At 61.9% G+C, this 15,151-nt stretch carries 14 protein-coding genes; 5 read left to right on the top strand and 9 right to left on the bottom strand.

The genetic code is table 11. The features are described from left to right. Positions 1-4: 4 nt before the first annotated feature. The 4 genes from ASD58_RS11315 to ASD58_RS11330 all read right to left on the bottom strand — a co-directional run bounded on the left by ASD58_RS11315 (position 5) and on the right by ASD58_RS11330 (position 4,080). Positions 5-1,345 (bottom strand): ATP-binding protein, encoded by a 1,341-nt coding sequence (locus tag ASD58_RS11315; protein WP_156401247.1) that lies wholly within the window; start codon positions 1,343-1,345, stop codon positions 5-7. Beyond that, the gene (locus tag ASD58_RS11320) at positions 1,345-2,004 is read right to left on the bottom strand and encodes a response regulator transcription factor (RefSeq protein WP_057261227.1); all 660 of its coding nucleotides are present in this window, start codon (positions 2,002-2,004) and stop codon (positions 1,345-1,347) included. The genes ASD58_RS11315 and ASD58_RS11320 overlap by 1 nt, the downstream gene beginning before the upstream one ends. 21 nt (positions 2,005-2,025) lie before the next feature. Then, the gene (locus ASD58_RS11325) at positions 2,026-3,507 is read right to left on the bottom strand and encodes a Do family serine endopeptidase (protein WP_057261228.1); all 1,482 of its coding nucleotides are present in this window, start codon (positions 3,505-3,507) and stop codon (positions 2,026-2,028) included. A 117-nt stretch (positions 3,508-3,624) separates the two neighbouring features. Next, a complete protein-coding gene (locus ASD58_RS11330; protein ID WP_057261290.1) occupies positions 3,625-4,080 on the bottom strand; it encodes an Hsp20 family protein in 456 nt (151 codons plus the stop codon). Positions 4,081-4,259: 179 nt separating this feature from the next. On the opposite strand from ASD58_RS11330, the gene ASD58_RS11335 reads away from it, so the two are divergent. After that, a complete protein-coding gene (locus ASD58_RS11335) occupies positions 4,260-6,152 on the top strand; it encodes a M61 family metallopeptidase (protein WP_057261229.1) in 1,893 nt (630 codons plus the stop codon). Positions 6,153-6,218: 66 nt separating this feature from the next. After that, positions 6,219-6,824, top strand: coding sequence for a glutathione S-transferase family protein (locus ASD58_RS11340; RefSeq protein WP_057261291.1), 606 nt, complete (start codon positions 6,219-6,221; stop codon positions 6,822-6,824). Here ASD58_RS11340 and ASD58_RS11345 read toward each other — a convergent pair. Continuing rightward, positions 6,787-7,575 (bottom strand): S9 family peptidase, encoded by a 789-nt coding sequence (locus ASD58_RS11345; RefSeq protein WP_057261230.1) that lies wholly within the window; start codon positions 7,573-7,575, stop codon positions 6,787-6,789. The genes ASD58_RS11340 and ASD58_RS11345 overlap by 38 nt on opposite strands. A gap of 39 nt (positions 7,576-7,614) precedes the next feature. Continuing rightward, positions 7,615-8,487 carry an AraC family transcriptional regulator gene (locus ASD58_RS11350; RefSeq protein WP_057261231.1) on the bottom strand — a complete coding sequence of 291 codons (873 nt, stop codon included), beginning with the start codon at positions 8,485-8,487 and terminating at the stop codon, positions 7,615-7,617. 99 nt (positions 8,488-8,586) lie between these two features. On the opposite strand from ASD58_RS11350, the gene ASD58_RS11355 reads away from it, so the two are divergent. Continuing rightward, positions 8,587-9,339 (top strand): hypothetical protein, encoded by a 753-nt coding sequence (locus ASD58_RS11355; protein ID WP_057261232.1) that lies wholly within the window; start codon positions 8,587-8,589, stop codon positions 9,337-9,339. Between the two features lie 5 nt (positions 9,340-9,344). Here the strand turns inward: ASD58_RS11355 and ASD58_RS11360 are convergent, their stop codons facing one another. Together ASD58_RS11360 and imuA are read right to left on the bottom strand one after the other, a co-directional pair. Continuing rightward, entirely contained in the window at positions 9,345-10,811 is a 1,467-nt protein-coding gene (locus tag ASD58_RS11360; protein ID WP_082565361.1) for a DNA polymerase Y family protein, read from the bottom strand. Next, a complete protein-coding gene (gene imuA, locus ASD58_RS11365; protein WP_057261234.1) occupies positions 10,741-11,427 on the bottom strand; it encodes a translesion DNA synthesis-associated protein ImuA in 687 nt (228 codons plus the stop codon). Before imuA ends, ASD58_RS11360 begins: the two co-directional genes overlap by 71 nt. A gap of 503 nt (positions 11,428-11,930) precedes the next feature. On the opposite strand from imuA, the gene ASD58_RS11370 reads away from it, so the two are divergent. Further along, entirely contained in the window at positions 11,931-12,977 is a 1,047-nt protein-coding gene (locus tag ASD58_RS11370) for a hypothetical protein (protein WP_156401243.1), read from the top strand. Positions 12,978-13,032: 55 nt separating this feature from the next. Here the strand turns inward: ASD58_RS11370 and ASD58_RS31185 are convergent, their stop codons facing one another. Next, positions 13,033-13,302: a hypothetical protein gene (locus ASD58_RS31185; RefSeq protein ID WP_156401244.1), complete on the bottom strand. Its 270-nt coding sequence runs from the start codon at positions 13,300-13,302 to the stop codon at positions 13,033-13,035. Positions 13,303-13,854: 552 nt separating this feature from the next. Between ASD58_RS31185 and ASD58_RS11375 the strand changes: the two genes are divergently transcribed. Continuing rightward, on the top strand, positions 13,855-15,093 hold the full coding sequence (locus ASD58_RS11375; RefSeq protein ID WP_057261236.1) for a putative Na+/H+ antiporter: 1,239 nt from the start codon (positions 13,855-13,857) through the stop codon (positions 15,091-15,093). Positions 15,094-15,151: the final 58 nt, after the last annotated feature.

Consider the following 15,151-nt stretch of genomic DNA (forward strand, 5'->3'; position numbering starts at 1 on the left):
CATTCTAGCGCGGGGCAAACTCCACCGTCACTTTCAGGCCGCCAAGGCGCTCCGAGGCGTCCAGCGCCAGCCTGGCGCCATGCCGCTCGGCGATGGCGCGGATGATGGCCAGGCCAAGCCCGCTGCCTTGGGCTTCGCTGCCGGGTACGCGGTAGAAGCGGTGGAACACGCGCTCGCGTTCTTCCGGTTCGATGCCGGGGCCGCTGTCTTCCACCACCAGCCGCGCCCCGGGGCCGCCCGCGGTGCCAGTGCCCAGCACCGAGACGTCGACCGTGCCGCCGGCCGGCGTATATTTGACGGCGTTGTCGACCAGGTTGCGCAACAGGATCACCAACGCATCGCCCTGCCCTTGCACCGTCGCCTCGTCAGCCTGCTCCAGCCCAAGGTCGATGCTGCGTGCCTGCGCGGCGCCTGCCATGTCGCCCACCGCACGCTTGGCAAGGCCGGTCAGGCTGACCGGTTCCAGCTTGGCGTCGGCAGCTTCCGTGCGCGCCAGTACCAGCAATTGCTCGACCAGGCGCGAGGCCCGCTCGACGCCCGCCGACAGGCGGCCAATCGCCACGTCGCGCGCTTCGCTGCAATCGGCGCGGGCCAGGCTGAGGATCTGCAGCTTGAGTGCCGCCAGCGGCGTGCGCAACTCATGCGCCGCATCGGCCACGAAGTTCTGCTGCGCCTCGAACGCAGTCTGCACGCGCGAGAACAGCAGGTTCAATTCCTGCACCAGCGGCCGCACTTCATCCGGCAGGTCGGCATCGGAGACTTCAGACAGATCGTCGGCCTTGCGCGATGCCAGTTGCCGCTGCACCCGCGCCACCGGCGCCAGCGAGCCCGAAACCACCCACCACACCACCAGCATCAGCACCGGCGCCATCAGCGCGATCGGACCGACCGTGCGCAAGGCCAGCGTACCGGCCATGCGCTTGCGCACGGCCAGGTCCTGGGCAATCTGGATGGTCTGGGTCGCGGTCTGCGCCGAGAACACGCGGTAAGTCGTGCCATTGGCGCGCACATTGGAGAAGCCCAGCACCGCCCGTTGCGGCAGCTCGGCGCGCGACAGCGAGCGGAACACCTGGATGCCGTCCGGCGTCCACACCTGCACCACCATCTCGTCGTTGCCCGGGTCATTGGGGTCGCGGTTACCGGTGGCCGCCATCGGCGCATTGGAGCGCAGCGACATCGCCATCTGCTGCATGTGGTAGTCGAAAATCTGGTCGGCGTCGCTCAGCGCCGAACTGTAGGCGATCATGGCCTGCGCCACGGCAGCCATGGTGATCGCCGCCAGCAAAAACCATAGCAGGCGCCCACGCAGCGAGTGCGTGACGTTGACTTTCGGGACCGCCATCATCATGCCTTGGGCACCATGTAGCCGAGGCCGCGCACGTTCTGGATCAGTTCCGACCCGAGCTTCTTGCGCAGACCGTGGATATATACTTCAACCGCGTTGGAATTGACTTCGTCCTTCCAGCTATACAGCTTTTCTTCGAGCTGGGCGCGCGACAGAACGATGCCGGGACGCGCGATCAGCGCTTCCAGCACTGCCCATTCGCGGGCCGACAGGCTGACCGGCTGGCCATTGGCAATCACTTCGCGCGTTTGCGGGTTGATCGACACGCCCTTGTGCTCGAACACCGGTTCGGCACGGCCGGCGGCGCGGCGCAGCAAGGCGCGGATGCGGGCCAGCAGTTCGTCCAGGTCGTAAGGCTTGAGCACATAGTCGTCGGCGCCGGCATCCAGCCCGGCAATGCGCTGCTCCACCGCGTCGCGCGCGGTGGCTACCAGCACCGGCGTCAGCTCCTTGCGCGCGCGCATCGAGCGCAGCACTTCCAGGCCGTCTTTCTTCGGCAAACCCAGGTCCAGCAACACCAGGTCGTAGGTCTGGGTTTGCAGTGCCGTGTCGGCCATCGCGCCATCCTTGACCCAGTCGACGGCGTAGTGCTCTGCCCTCAGCAGGTCGAGCACTACCTCGCCGATCATCGTGTCATCTTCTACCAGCAGGAGGCGCATTGTCTTACCTTTCTTGTTTTGTTAGCCGAGGCGCACCGGGATAAAGATGCGGTCCTCGCCGCGCTGGATCAGCAGCGCTACGGATTTCGTCGATTTTGCCACGAGGTCGCGCACATCGTTGACGGAAGTGACAGCCCTGCCGTTCACCGACAACAGCACGTCGCCCGGCTGCACGCCCGCGCTGGCGGCCGCACCGCCGGCATCTTCGATCAGCAAGCCCGACGCCAGGCCCGATTCACGGCGTTCCAGCGGGTCGAGCTGGCGCAGCGACAGGCCGAGGCGCAGCTTGGCCGCTGCTTCATCGTTCTGCAGCGCGGCCACATTGCGCTCGGAGGCATTACCCAGCTTGCCTTCCAGAGTCACGGTCTTGCCCTGGCGCCAGACCTCAAGCGCTACTTTATCACCCGGCATGGCCAGGCCCACCATTGCCGGCAGGTCGCCGGAAGCAACGATCTTCTGGCCATTCATCTTGCGGATCACGTCGCCCGCCTTCAGGCCAAGCTTATCGGCCGGGCCGCCGCGTTCCACGTTGGACACCAGCGCGCCTTCCGGCGACTCCAGGTCGAAGGAATCGGCAAAGCCCTGGTTCACTTCCTGCACCATCACGCCCAGGCGTGCATGCACCACCTTACCGGTCGAAACCACCTGATCGCGCACGCGCGTCGCCACGTCGATCGGGATCGAGAACGACAGGCCCTGGTAGCCGCCGCTCTGGCTGTAGATCTGCGAGTTAATGCCGATCACTTCGCCCTTGGTGTTGAACAGCGGGCCGCCCGAGTTGCCAGGGTTGATCGCCACGTCGGTCTGGATGAAGGGCACGTTCGAATCGTCAGGCAGGGAACGGCCCTTGGCGCTCACCACGCCGGCGGTGACGGTGTTTTCCAGGCCGAACGGCGAGCCGATGGCCAGCACCCACTCGCCCACTTTCACGTCGGTGGAGCGGCCCAACGGCACCACAGGCAGGTTCTTGGCCTCGATCTTCAGCACGGCCACGTCGGTTTTCGGGTCCGAACCCAGCACCTTGGCGCGGAATTCGCGGCGGTCGGTCAGCTTGACCGTCACTTCGTTGGCGTCGCGCACCACGTGGGCATTGGTCAGGATGATGCCGTCGGCGCTGACGATGAAGCCGGAGCCGACGCCATGGGTTGGGGTGGGCGCGCCGCCGCGGCCGCGCTGGCCAGGCTGCTGGAAGCGGCGGAAGAATTCGAAGAAAGGATCGTTTTCAGCATCGGCGTCGCCACGGAAATTGGCTTCCTTGGTGCTGCCCACCGTGCTGATATTGACAACAGCCGGGCCATTGCGGGAGGCGATCACGCTGAAGTCAGGCAGGGAAATCATCGGCGCGGGCACGGGCGCCGGCGCGCCCTGGGCGGCATTGGCCGGGGCGGTAATGACGGCTTGGGGGGCGGCGAAGGCCTGGCTATGCTGGATAGCGATGGCTGCACCGGCACCGGTAACACCGGCGGTGGCCAGGGCGAGGAACATGGTGGTGGTGTTGCGCATGATTTGACTCCTGATGAAATGTCTTTCTCAACGGCTCTAATATGCGGCATCAAACTTAGACGCGTCTTAATGCAAAAAAGGCCGGAAATCCGGCCTTTTCATGGGAGCTACGCGTGCTTAGGCGGCAGCTTTCTGCTCCAGTGCAGTGTGGTTGACGACACCGTCGATGGCGATCTTGCGGGCCTTCAGGGCTTCCGGCACTTCGCGCACCAGTTCAATGGTGAGGATGCCGTTGTCGAAGGATGCGCCGGTCACCTTCACATGGTTGGCGAGCTGGAAGCGCTGCTCGAAATCGCGGAAGGCGATGCCGCGGTGCAGGAAGGTCTTTTCCTGGCTATCTTTTTGCTTGCGGCCAATCACCACCAGGGAGTCGCGCTCGGAAGTGATATCGATTTCGCTGCGGTCAAAGCCGGCCAGCGCCATCACGATACGGTACTGGTCTTCGGAGACCAGCTCGATATTGTACGGAGGGTAGCTGGGCTGGTCGCTGCGATGCGAGTCATTCAGCATCTGGGCCAGGCGGTCAAAACCGATGGCGGAACGATACAGTGGGGTCAGGTCAAAAGTACGCATTTTCATATCCTTTCAAGGTTAAGCGATATAAGGTCCGGCGGTCCCCGGCTGGGCAACCGCTGATTCCGATATAAGTGCCCAAAAAAGGATTTCAAGGGTCTTTTTTGCGTTACGTTCCGAAACAATTTGCCTGACCCTGCGTGCTAAACTCGCCCGTCACACTTTCCACGTTGAAATAAATGAAACTGTTCACCAACACCGCCCTCACCCTGCTGCTGGGCTCCGCCTTCAGCGCCCACGCCGGCCAGGCCATCCCTGCCCCGGCCGACCAGCCTTACCCTGGCACCATCGTGATGAAGGTCGATGCATCGAATACCGCCCAGAATATCTACCGCATCCAGCAGACCATTCCCGCCAAGCCGGGCAAGATGACGCTGCTGTTCCCACAGTGGGTGACGGCCCAGCACGGCCCCACCGGTGCGCTGAACCAGTTTGCCGGCTTCAAGGTATCGGTCAACGGCAAATGCCTGCCATGGCGCCGCGACAACGTGAACGTGTACGCCTTCCACATCGAGGTGCCGGCCGGCGCCAAGGCGATCGAGGTGGAATACCAGCACCTGGCCCCGACCGAAGCCGCGCAGGGCCGCACCTCGATCACGCCTGACATGCTGGGCATCCAGTGGCAATCGCTGACCATGTACCCGGCCGGCTATGCCACCCGCCGCATCCCGATCCAGGCAACGCTGACGCTGCCGGCCGGCTGGCAGTACGGCTCCGCGCTGGAAGAAGCTGAACGCAAGGGCGACGTGGTGACCTTCAAGACCACCGACGTGGAAACCTTCGTCGACTCGCCGCTGTTCGCTGGCCGTTACTTCAAGCGCTTTGACCTTGACCCGGGTGCCAGGGTGCCGGTGCACCTGAACGTGGTGGCCGACAACGCGGAGGCGCTGGAAGCCAAGCCGGAGCAGATTGAACTGCACCGCAACCTGGTCAAGCAAGCCTACAAGGTGTTCGGTTCCCAGCACTACAAGCATTACGACTTCCTGTTCGCGCTGAGCGATGAGTTCGGCCGCGTGGGCCGCGAACACCACCAGTCCAGCGAGAACGCGCTGAAGACCGACTACTTCACCGACTGGAACAAGACCGAATCCGAGCGAGGCCTGCTGCCGCATGAATTCACCCACTCCTGGAACGGCAAGTTCCGCCGCCCGAAAGGCCAGGACGTGCTGAACTTCAACCAGCCGCTGCAAAACGATTTGCTGTGGGTATACGAAGGCCAGACCACGTACTACGGTGAGGTACTCGCTTCGCGCTCAGGCCTGATGAAGGCTGCCAGCATCAAGGACACCATCGCCGCCACCGCTGCGCGCTACAGCATCCAAAAGGGCCGCGAATGGCGCTCGGTGCAGGACACCACCTACGACCCGATCATCAACGCGCGCCGCGCCATCCCTTGGTCGAACTACCAGCGCAGCGAGGACTACTACACCGAAGGCATGCTGATCTGGCTGGACGTGGATACCAAGATCCGCGAACTGTCGGGCGACAAGCGTTCGCTGGACGACTTCTCCACCAGCTTCTTCGGCGTGGATGATGGCCGCAATACCGCCCTGCACTACACCTTCGAAGACGTCGTCAAGGCGCTCAACAGCGTGCAGCCGCACGATTGGGCCACGTTCCTGCGTACCCGCATTGAAGACCTGGGTCCGGTGCCGATGGACGGCATCACCCGCGCCGGCTACAAGCTGGTATTCGCCGACAAGCAGACCGACTTCCTGAAGGCCGCGGAAGACCGCAGCAAGTCTGCCGACTTCACCTACTCGCTGGGCTTCAATGTCGGCAGTGAAGGCAAGATCGAAAGCATCCAGTGGGAAGGCGTGGGCTTCAAGGCTGGCCTGTCGGGCAATACCACCCTGCTGGCAGTGAATGGCCGTGCCTACAAGGCCGACGTGCTGCGCAAGGCGATCACCGAAGCCAAGGCGAGCAAGAAGCCGGTCGAGCTGCTGGTGAAACACGGCCAGCAATACAGCACCGTCGCGCTGGAATACTACGAAGGCTTGAAGTATCCGCGCCTGGAGCGCATTGAAGGCGCGCCTGACCGACTGGAAGCCATCCTGGCGCCGCGACAGTAAGTCAGCACCAACGGGCGCACTGCGGTGCGCCCGTTTTCTTTTGCCCGCGCTACAGTGGTGGCCATCATGGTCACCGTCTACACCTGGTCCACGCCCAATGGGCGCAAGCCGCTGATCCTGCTGGAAGAACTCGACCTTCCTTATGCAGTGGTGCCGGTCAACCTGCGCGAGCATGAGCAGTTCGCACCGGACTTCCTGGCCATTTCCCCCAACAATAAGATCCCGGCCTTGCAGGATGGCGCGCTGACGTTATTCGAAAGCGGTGCAATCCTGACTTACCTCGCCGAAAAATACGACCGCTTTCTCGCGCCGGCAGGGCCCGAACGCTACCGCACCCTGCAATGGCTGTACTGGCAGGTCGGCGGCCTGGGCCCCATGCTGGGCCAGTTGGGCTTCTTCTCGAAAGCGGACCTGGCGCTGCCGAAAGAACATTTCACGGCCGAGGCGGACCGCTTGCTGAATGTGCTCGACCGCGCACTGGCCGGCAATGCCTACCTGGCCGGCGACCATTACACGATCGCCGACATTGCCTGCTACCCGTGGACGGAGGCGGCGGCTTCGCACCTGGAATTGAACCTGTCCGGCAAGCCCGCAGTACAACGCTGGCTGGCCCAGGTTGGCGACCGTCCCGCCGTCAAGAAAGCGATGGCGTGGAAGCCTGATAATCCTTGAGGTAACGTTCACTCCAGGCCGCAATCAGACCTGCCACGTAGCTGGCATCCTCGCGAACGGCCAGCAGGTGATCCGCCGTATCGAGCGAGATAAAACTCTTTGGATGCTTGGCCGCGGTGAAGATTTCCAGCGCATTATTGATACCGACCGTTGTGTCGCCCGGCGCGTGCATGATGAGCAGAGCCTTGCGCATATTGGCGATCTTGTTGCGCAAGCTGTTCTCCGCCACGTCTTCCAGGAACTGGCGCTTGATGCGGAACGGCCGCCCTGCCAGTTGCACCATGGCCTCGCCCTGTGCCGTGATCGCATCGATCTGGTCGCCGAACAAATGGGTAACGTGCACCGGGTCGCTTGGTGCGGCAATGGTGACCACGGCCTGCGCTTCCGGCACGCTGCCGGCAAAGGCCAGTATCGCCGCGCCACCGAGGCTATGGCCGATCAGGATGCGCGGCGCCTGGAATTCGCGCCGCAGAAAATCGGTGGCTGCCTGCAGGTCGGCCACATTGGAAGAAAAATTGGTGTTGGCAAAATCGCCTTCGCTGGCCCCCAAGCCGGTGAAGTCGAAGCGCAGCACCGCAATGCCGTGATCCGTCAGCGACTGCGAGATGCGGCTGGCGGCGAAAACGTCCTTGCCGCAGGTGAAACAGTGCGCAAACAGGGCATAGGCGCGCACGCCATTTTCCGGCGAGTCCAGCCGCGCCGCCAGCATTTGCCCATTTGCGCCAGGGAATTCGAGTCGTTGTGCGTACATGTGCGCTCCTCCCAATTTGCGCCCATCATACGCCTTCCTTCAACTGCTTTCAGTGCGCGTACTCGCCAACCAGTCGCGCGGCGACATTCCGACGTTGGCCGCGAACGCGCGTGACAGCGCCGAGGGATTTGCGTAGCCCAATTCGTCCGCCAGCAGCTTGATCGGCCGTCCTTCTTTCAAACGGTTCCGTGCAATGGCGATGCGCCATCCGGTCAAGTAGTCGGCAGGCGTCTGTCCCACCAGTTCACGGAAGGTGTTGGCAAACGCCGTGCGGGACATGCACGCCTGCTGAGCCATTCGTTCGAGAGTCCAGGCCTCGCCTGGTGCATCGTGCATTGCCACCAGGGCGCGGGCCAGTCGCGGGTCCGACAGGCCGTTGATAAGGCCAGGACGTATTCCTGCTTCGTGTGGATGGTCCAGCAGCCAGCGCAACAACTGCAGGACGGCGACTTCAAACAGGCGGTCGGCCAGCAGCCGATGGCCGCAGCGAACCTGCTCGGTCTCGGCAAACAGCAAGTCAAGGACCACCTGCAGTCCCGGCACGCGCGCCAGCGGCAGTGCGATGACCGGAGGAAGCGCCCGTGCCAAAGGGTTGTCCAGCCCTCCTTCAAAGGTCAGGCGCGCGCAGGTAAAGTCCGAGCCTTCGGCTGGGGGATTGTGGAACAGGTGAGTAAATGGGCGCGGGTACAGCAAGACTGCCGGTTCATCAAAGCGAAGCGATGCCGGCGCGTCCTGCGCGCTAGGGTGGCTTACCGTGAGCTCCCCGCGCCGCAGGACATGCAGGTAGCCATGCCCTTCGCTCGCATCGAAATGGCTGAGGCCACACAAGGCGCCGGCGTGATGCAGTTGTGCCTGGATGCGGAAGCGGCCGAGTATGCCGGATAGGCGATCAATAGGGTCTGGAACAGGCATTTGAACGAATTGGTATGAATACAGTACAAATTGAACCCAATTATACATTCCAGAGCCACATACTACGTCCTCCCAAACAAGCAACTGAAAGGACAAAATATGCGATCGTTCCCAACTGCCCGGCTGGCGGGCGCCCTGCTGGCTGGCATTACCTGCGCGGCAACTGCACATGACGGCGCCCATCACGGCGGCATCCCGACGGCCAAAAACCAGGCAGTCATGGCCCCGTTCGACATCGTGCATACCCGCATCAGCACCCAGGGCAACGCAGCGATTTTTCACATGGCAGTTTCAGGCAGTGCCGGTTCGTCCCATCCTGCGAAGTCGGGCAAGCTGGCGGGCAGTTCCGTATTTTCCTACGTCTGGCCCACCAGCCTCGATCCTTCCGTCGTCGGGTTCGAAGCAAAGACTGGCATCCTGGCATTTGCCGTGACCGCCCATCCAGACTTTGACGACACGCCGCTGTTCGATGAAAACGGCGATGGCCGCCTCGACAATGACGGCGATGTCTGGCATTCGCACTGGGTCGTCTTGAAGCCGGACGCCCAATGCGGCAAAGACGCGCTGAAGGTGGTCGATATTCCGGAAGGCGGCAAGCCGCGCCTGCCGAAGACCTGGCCTGGCCTGCCTTTGCTGATCGACAGTCCCGGCTGGTCGCCCGCCTTCAAGGATGGGTCGGTCGACGTGCGCGTTCCCTTCGACGATATCGGCGTCGTCGAGGCAAGCAGCTTTGACGGCGTGACCGCTGCACTTCGGGTGAACGCCAGCGTCCATAGCCCGCTGCTGTGTGTGGCGAATGTGTTCAAGGTCGCTTCAGGCAACTTGTCGCTGCCGGGGAAGGTCAACAAATAACAGGGTCAGGCGAACAAACCATGCAGGTACCAGCGCGTTTCCTCGGTGCCTGGGGTGCGTTCGCGGTATACCCAGTAGTAGGCATTGTCTTCGCCCTCGGCGATGAAGTAGTCGCGGCTTTGCGTCTCGCTCCACCAGCCGGCCTCGATGCGCTCGGGGGTCGACACCATGCGCAGCGGCGAGCAGTAGAACGGGCGGTGGTCGCGCATCAGGAGCGGGATCGGCTTGGGCAGCAGGAAGGCCGGGCGCGGCAAGGGGCGCGGCGGCATCTGGCTCGCCACATCGGCCGGGCGCACCTTCTCGTGCAAGGGCACCCAGCGGTTGGCCACTTCGGGGCGGTAGTCGGCCTTGGGATATGACTGCAGCACGTTCTCCGCCCCAAGGCGCGCCACCAGCACTTCGAACAGGCGCTGGCGGTCCTGCGGGCTGCCGCCGGGGTCGGGGAACAGCGAATCGCTGAGCGGCGCCATCGGCTCGACCTGGGCCGCTTCCAGCGCCAGCCCGATCACCGGTGCCGGCAGCTCCACCTTGGCCAGGCGTTCCTTCAGCAAGCGCACGATGTGCTCGTCGCGCCAGGTAGGTTCGGCCAACATCACTTCCACCGGAGTCGGCGGACAGGCTTCGCGGCCGCGCTCATGTTCCAGCAACAGGCGTATGCGCGAGACGGCGAACTGGTGGGCGCACAGCCAGCCGGTCAGCTGCTGCAGCAGGCGGCAGGCGCCGGCCAGCAGCAGGTCGGTATTCTCGATGCGGCCGAACAGTTCCAGCTTGGCCTTGAAGCTGGGCGGTGCTTCGATCCATTCGTGCATTTCAGGCGCCAGGCCTTGCGCGGCATCGAGCATGTCCAGCACCTCGATGCCGCAGCGGCGTTGCAGGCCGGGACGCGGCAAACGCACCAGGTCACCGATACTGAGGCAGCCGATGCCGTCCAGCCAGCGCTGGTGGCGCTGCAGCGGCGGCAGCAAGCCTACCGGCAGGCGATGCAGCCGGCGCAGCAGGCTATCCAGCTTGAGCATGCGGCCGCCGCCGGCGCGCGCCAGCAGCCAGGCGCCACGCGCGGTGGGTGCCACGCCCAGCACGCCGCTGAAACCGAGCTTTTGCAGGCTGTCCCTCACCAGGCGACACAGGCGGCGAATGCCGCCGAACAGGCGCAGGCTGGCGCCCACGTCCAGCAACAGGGTGGCGCCCTCGCCTTCCGCCACTTGCGGCGTGTATTGCAGCATGGCCATGGCGACTGCCTGCAAGGCTTCCCTTTCCTGTTGCGGGGCGCGTTCGTGCATCTGCGCTTCAGGCGCCAGCATCAGGGCACCGCTGCGACGCATGCCGGGACGCACGCCCATCACATGGGCGCGATACGAGACCGCGAGTACGCCCTCCTGTTCCAGCACGACGCTGCACAGGTCATCCGACCAGTTCGGACAGAACACTTCGAGCGGTAGCCGGGGCAGGTAGAGGGCGATCCACAGACGCATGGCGTTGCAACAGGGTTGGGGTTAATGGGAGGAACAGCGGCGTGTCGCGCTGCGGTCCGCGGCGCTTGACGAATTCGATATTGATGCCGCCCGGCGCCGGCCGCAGCGCCAGCCGCAGCGGCGCGGGCGAGGAATCCTGGGCGGCAGCAATCGGCCGCAGCAGGAAGAACAGCGTTTCACCGCACTGGGCTGCCAGATGCAGGCGGCGCAGCGATTCGGCGCGGATGTGTTGTTGCCATAACAGCACCGCGCCGCAACTGCCGCTGCGCAGGATCTGCTCGGCCGCCCACAGGCTGTCGGCGGCTTTGCCGGTGTTGCGAATCCATAGCAGTTGCTGCGGAGGCAAGTCGAGACCGAGCGCTTGCGGGGCATATGGCGGCTGTAGCAAGGCCGCAGGGCGGGTCAGGCTGGCCAGGGTGGCTTTCAACAAGCGCAATTCACCGATGCCAGGTTGCTGGAGTAGCAACTCCGTCAGGACGCCCGTGGGCCAGCCTCCTCCCGGCAACTGATGGGAGAGGACTGGTATGCCGGTATCCACACAGGACGTGGCTCCCCTGGTGAGTTGGGAGGCCAGCCAGAGGGCCGGGTGCAGGGGTTGGGGGTCAAGAAGCGCCATGAGGAAACATACTGTATATGCATACAGTATAATCCTACCGGCGCGAGGAAAAAACCTGTTTCAAGGTTGGAGCAGTGTTATTTGCAATTTAATCAGAAACAGGAAATTAAAGTTAAGGAAAGGAGCTTGGCACGGCCAAGGAAATTTTGGATGGTCAACCGCTTTGCAGCGCACCAGCGCATGCAAGGAGCCTTCCTGGAGGGATGGCGCGGCATCCTATGGTTGATGACTACGCTGGTTACAAAGCGCTGTTTGCCGCCTAAACCCGCTGAACAGGTGGGACGGCTAACCGCTTACTCACGGTATCGCGGAAATGCCAACTATCAAATCCAATACCAATTACCAAAAGATTGCTTTGCAATTCGGCAACTTGTACCCTAGACAGAAGCGCGGAGTGTTTCGCTTTATGGAGAGCGGACCGACTCACAAGACACGCTAGAACAGCCGCAATGCGCGATCAAGAGAAGTCTTGCTGATAATCCAAACCACCTTATGGGGGCGACATGTCTACGAAACTTGAAAAAGCGCTTGGATTGATTGAACAGGCGGCCGCCCACGTGTTTGGCTCGGATCCTAAAGTCCGTTCTGTCGGTGTTGGTAAGACGACCGGCGGATACGGCTTCATTGCAATTAGAAACGAGAAAGCGATTTTGCCGTTGGCAGCCGGGCAGGCAGCAGCCCCATCCTCGGCCTTCGAAGGAATTCCCATCGAATACGTATCTAGCCAAAATGATCCCATGTGCATGGTGCGCCTGCCTCACTCGGGTCCTGGCAGCCCCGGGGCAAGCAGCGTCGTCCCTGAGCAACTTTTCAACACCCCACTTGTATGTGGCTTGCAACTGCAGAACTTCGACGACGATATCCGCAAAGGCGTAATCAACGGCGGACACATGATTGTCGGCACGCTGGGCTGTTTTGTCGAATACCAAGGAAAAGTCGCGATCCTTTCAAACAACCACGTATTGGCTGGCGAAAACAGCGGCAAGAAGAGCACGGACCGAATTCTGCACCCGGGTGGTCCGACATTCGATCCAAATCGGCAGGTCGCAACGCTTACCGACTTTGTCCTACTGCAGCCCAGTCCAGTAGCTGCGACTGTCGCTGCAGGCACCGCGATTTTGAACGACGTCGATGCAGCAATTGCGCTAGTCACACCTAACTACTCCACACAAGCTCAGCAATCGTATTTGCCGACACGATTGCCGCCCGCTCCTGGTGGCGTGGCGGCTCCCAATGGTGTTGCGGCTGCTGCAGTAGGTGATGTTGTATATAAGGTTGGTCGCACCACAGGCCTGACCTGGGGGACCATAAAACAAATCGGAGCGGTTGTTGGACCTGTTGGATATACGCCAGGCCCATGTTGGTTCCGCAACAACATTATCATCGAAGGAAATAATGGAACATTGTTCTCCGACCATGGCGACTCTGGATCGGCCATTCTTCGTAACGATGGTGCAGTCGTCGGTCTGCTATATGCTGGCAATGGGACCCAGACCTACGCGTGCGACATTAATCTGGTCCTCGCAGCGTTGCAGTGCAAGCTTGTTTGATCAGCTGACGTAGCTGGCCAGAGGCTCCCTCCCCGGGAGTCTTCGGCCCCTTTAGTCAAATTGAGACCAGGTTTCCTCCTCGCGAACCGAGCGGAACAGGCTGTTGGAAGTCGCGTTTCACAACAACCGAAACCGAATCATTGCCGATCTTGACTGCACTGGGGAAAGTTTCGCGAGCAGACGGCGGAACCATTAAAACCAAGACCGCCTCATCGGAGTTTTGAGCCTTACCGACTCCAAGACTATAAGGACCGTTGAAGCCCTTGAGAACGATCCTGTGCAGGGAAGGCTGTCCCACCTGTGCAGCCAATTGATAAATATCCATGATGCCCTCCAGCAACGAACCTGTCCTAGTCTTAGTGTAGCACCAATATCGGTACGATTTTAGTTTCTTTTAGGAAGCCAGTATTGCAAAAACGTCACAGCCATTCGCTCGAAGTCGACGCTCATATATTCACCCACCCGGTGTGAAGCAATCGCTCCCGTCGTAATCATGGTCAGTCCAGTGAGATTCGTCTGTTCAAGAACACACCGATCAACAGCAAAACGCCCATTACATCACCACGTTCTTGCAGTCTGCTGCAACGCAACACTGAATGCAAGGTATTTCACTCCTCTCGATGATTCCGTCCGTGCCAGCCATAGCGTAGTCGTCTGAAGACAGGACTTCATGTGGCGTACAAACTCGACTTTGGCGGGCAAGCAAATGCGCTACCAAGTTATGTTTGAGCACCTTCTTCCAAGGGCTATCGTAGTGATCGGCCATGGAGGCAGCCTAGCGCCTCCGATGCAACGCCGATACCGGTCAACGCAAGAACCCATCGGATAGCGCTTGACTGATAGAATCGGCAATATTGCCAACTAAAAACCACCTGCCATGCAACTGATCGGCGCCATCCTGTTTGCCCTTGCCTTATTGCACACCTTCAGCGCGAAAGCGTTCGAGCGCATGTCCCACAAATCCTCGCGCCATGCAGGCTTGCTGCATTTGCTGGGCGAGGTGGAGGTGGTGTTTGGTTTCTGGGCCATGGTTCTGCTGGTGGTGATGGCCTTTGTGGCCGGGCCGCAGAATGCCATCGCCTACGCGGAAACGCAGCAATACACCGAGCCGCTGTTCGTTTTCGTGGTGATGGTAGTGGCGGCCTCGCGGCCGGTGCTGGACTTCGTACAGCGCTTGGTCGATGTGCTGTCCGGCGGCCGTCCATTGCTGCAGGCATGGATGGGCCTTGCGCTGGTGCCGCTGGCCGGCTCACTGATCACCGAGCCTGCCGCCATGACGCTCGCCGCACTGATGCTGGCGCCGCAAATCTTCCGTGATGGCGTGCCTGAATGGCAGAAGTACGCCGCGCTTGGCGTTTTGTTCGTCAACGTTTCGATCGGCGGCACGCTGACCGCTTACGCCGCGCCACCCGTGCTGATGGTCGCCGCAACCTGGCAATGGGATAGCGCCTTCATGGCCGCCAACTTTGGCTGGAAAGCGACGCTGGCCGTGCTGGTCAACGCCACCGCCGTGACCTGGCTTCTGCGCGAACAGCTGCGCAATGGCGCCAACAAAGGCGACGCACCAGCACTCACCGCCCGCGCGCCCGCGCCTATGCTGACCAGCATGATCCACCTCGCCTTCCTCGCAGCGGTGGTCATGCTGGCGCACCATCCGGTATTGTTCCTCGGCCTGTTCCTGTTCTTCCTCGGCTTCACCACCGCCTATCCGCAACACCAGTCGCCGCTGATCCTGAAGGAAGCCTTGCTGGTCGGCTTCTTCCTGGCCGGCCTGGTGGTACTGGGCAGCATGCAGCAATGGTGGCTGCAACCAATTGTCGAAAGCCTGCAGCCACTGGCACTCTTCTTCGGCGCGCTGGGCTTAACTGCCATCACCGACAACGCCGCCCTCACCTATCTCGGTTCGCTGATCGACGGCATCTCGCCGCATGCGCAATACATGCTGGTAGCAGGCGCCGTTGCCGGCGGCGGCCTGACGGTGATCGCCAACGCACCGAATCCCGCCGGCATCTCGCTGCTGCGCAAAGGATTCCGCGATGAATCAATCAGCGCGCTTGGCTTGCTGGCGGGAGCCCTTGCGCCGACTGCAGTTGCTGCCATTGCGTTCTTCTTGTAGGACTACGCCGCACTAGCGTAGCGCGCGCCTTGCACACGCGGCTTGGGCTATTCTGGCC

The organism is Duganella sp. Root1480D1 (assembly GCF_001427305.1).
Taxonomy (GTDB): Bacteria; Pseudomonadota; Gammaproteobacteria; order Burkholderiales; family Burkholderiaceae_D; genus Rugamonas.

Coding starts and splice junctions, on each gene's coding strand:
- ASD58_RS11355 (WP_057261232.1), top strand. CDS start 8,587: ATGCGATCGTTCCCAACTGCCCGGCTGGCGGGCGCCCTGCTGGCTGGC.
- ASD58_RS31185 (WP_156401244.1), bottom strand. CDS start 13,302: ATGGATATTTATCAATTGGCTGCACAGGTGGGACAGCCTTCCCTGCAC.
- ASD58_RS11325 (WP_057261228.1), bottom strand. CDS start 3,507: ATGCGCAACACCACCACCATGTTCCTCGCCCTGGCCACCGCCGGTGTT.
- ASD58_RS11335 (WP_057261229.1), top strand. CDS start 4,260: ATGAAACTGTTCACCAACACCGCCCTCACCCTGCTGCTGGGCTCCGCC.
- ASD58_RS11340 (WP_057261291.1), top strand. CDS start 6,219: ATGGTCACCGTCTACACCTGGTCCACGCCCAATGGGCGCAAGCCGCTG.
- ASD58_RS11315 (WP_156401247.1), bottom strand. CDS start 1,345: ATGATGGCGGTCCCGAAAGTCAACGTCACGCACTCGCTGCGTGGGCGC.
- ASD58_RS11350 (WP_057261231.1), bottom strand. CDS start 8,487: ATGCCTGTTCCAGACCCTATTGATCGCCTATCCGGCATACTCGGCCGC.
- ASD58_RS11320 (WP_057261227.1), bottom strand. CDS start 2,004: ATGCGCCTCCTGCTGGTAGAAGATGACACGATGATCGGCGAGGTAGTG.
- ASD58_RS11375 (WP_057261236.1), top strand. CDS start 13,855: ATGCAACTGATCGGCGCCATCCTGTTTGCCCTTGCCTTATTGCACACC.
- ASD58_RS11345 (WP_057261230.1), bottom strand. CDS start 7,575: ATGTACGCACAACGACTCGAATTCCCTGGCGCAAATGGGCAAATGCTG.
- ASD58_RS11360 (WP_082565361.1), bottom strand. CDS start 10,811: ATGCGTCTGTGGATCGCCCTCTACCTGCCCCGGCTACCGCTCGAAGTG.
- ASD58_RS11370 (WP_156401243.1), top strand. CDS start 11,931: ATGTCTACGAAACTTGAAAAAGCGCTTGGATTGATTGAACAGGCGGCC.
- imuA (WP_057261234.1), bottom strand. CDS start 11,427: ATGGCGCTTCTTGACCCCCAACCCCTGCACCCGGCCCTCTGGCTGGCC.
- ASD58_RS11330 (WP_057261290.1), bottom strand. CDS start 4,080: ATGCGTACTTTTGACCTGACCCCACTGTATCGTTCCGCCATCGGTTTT.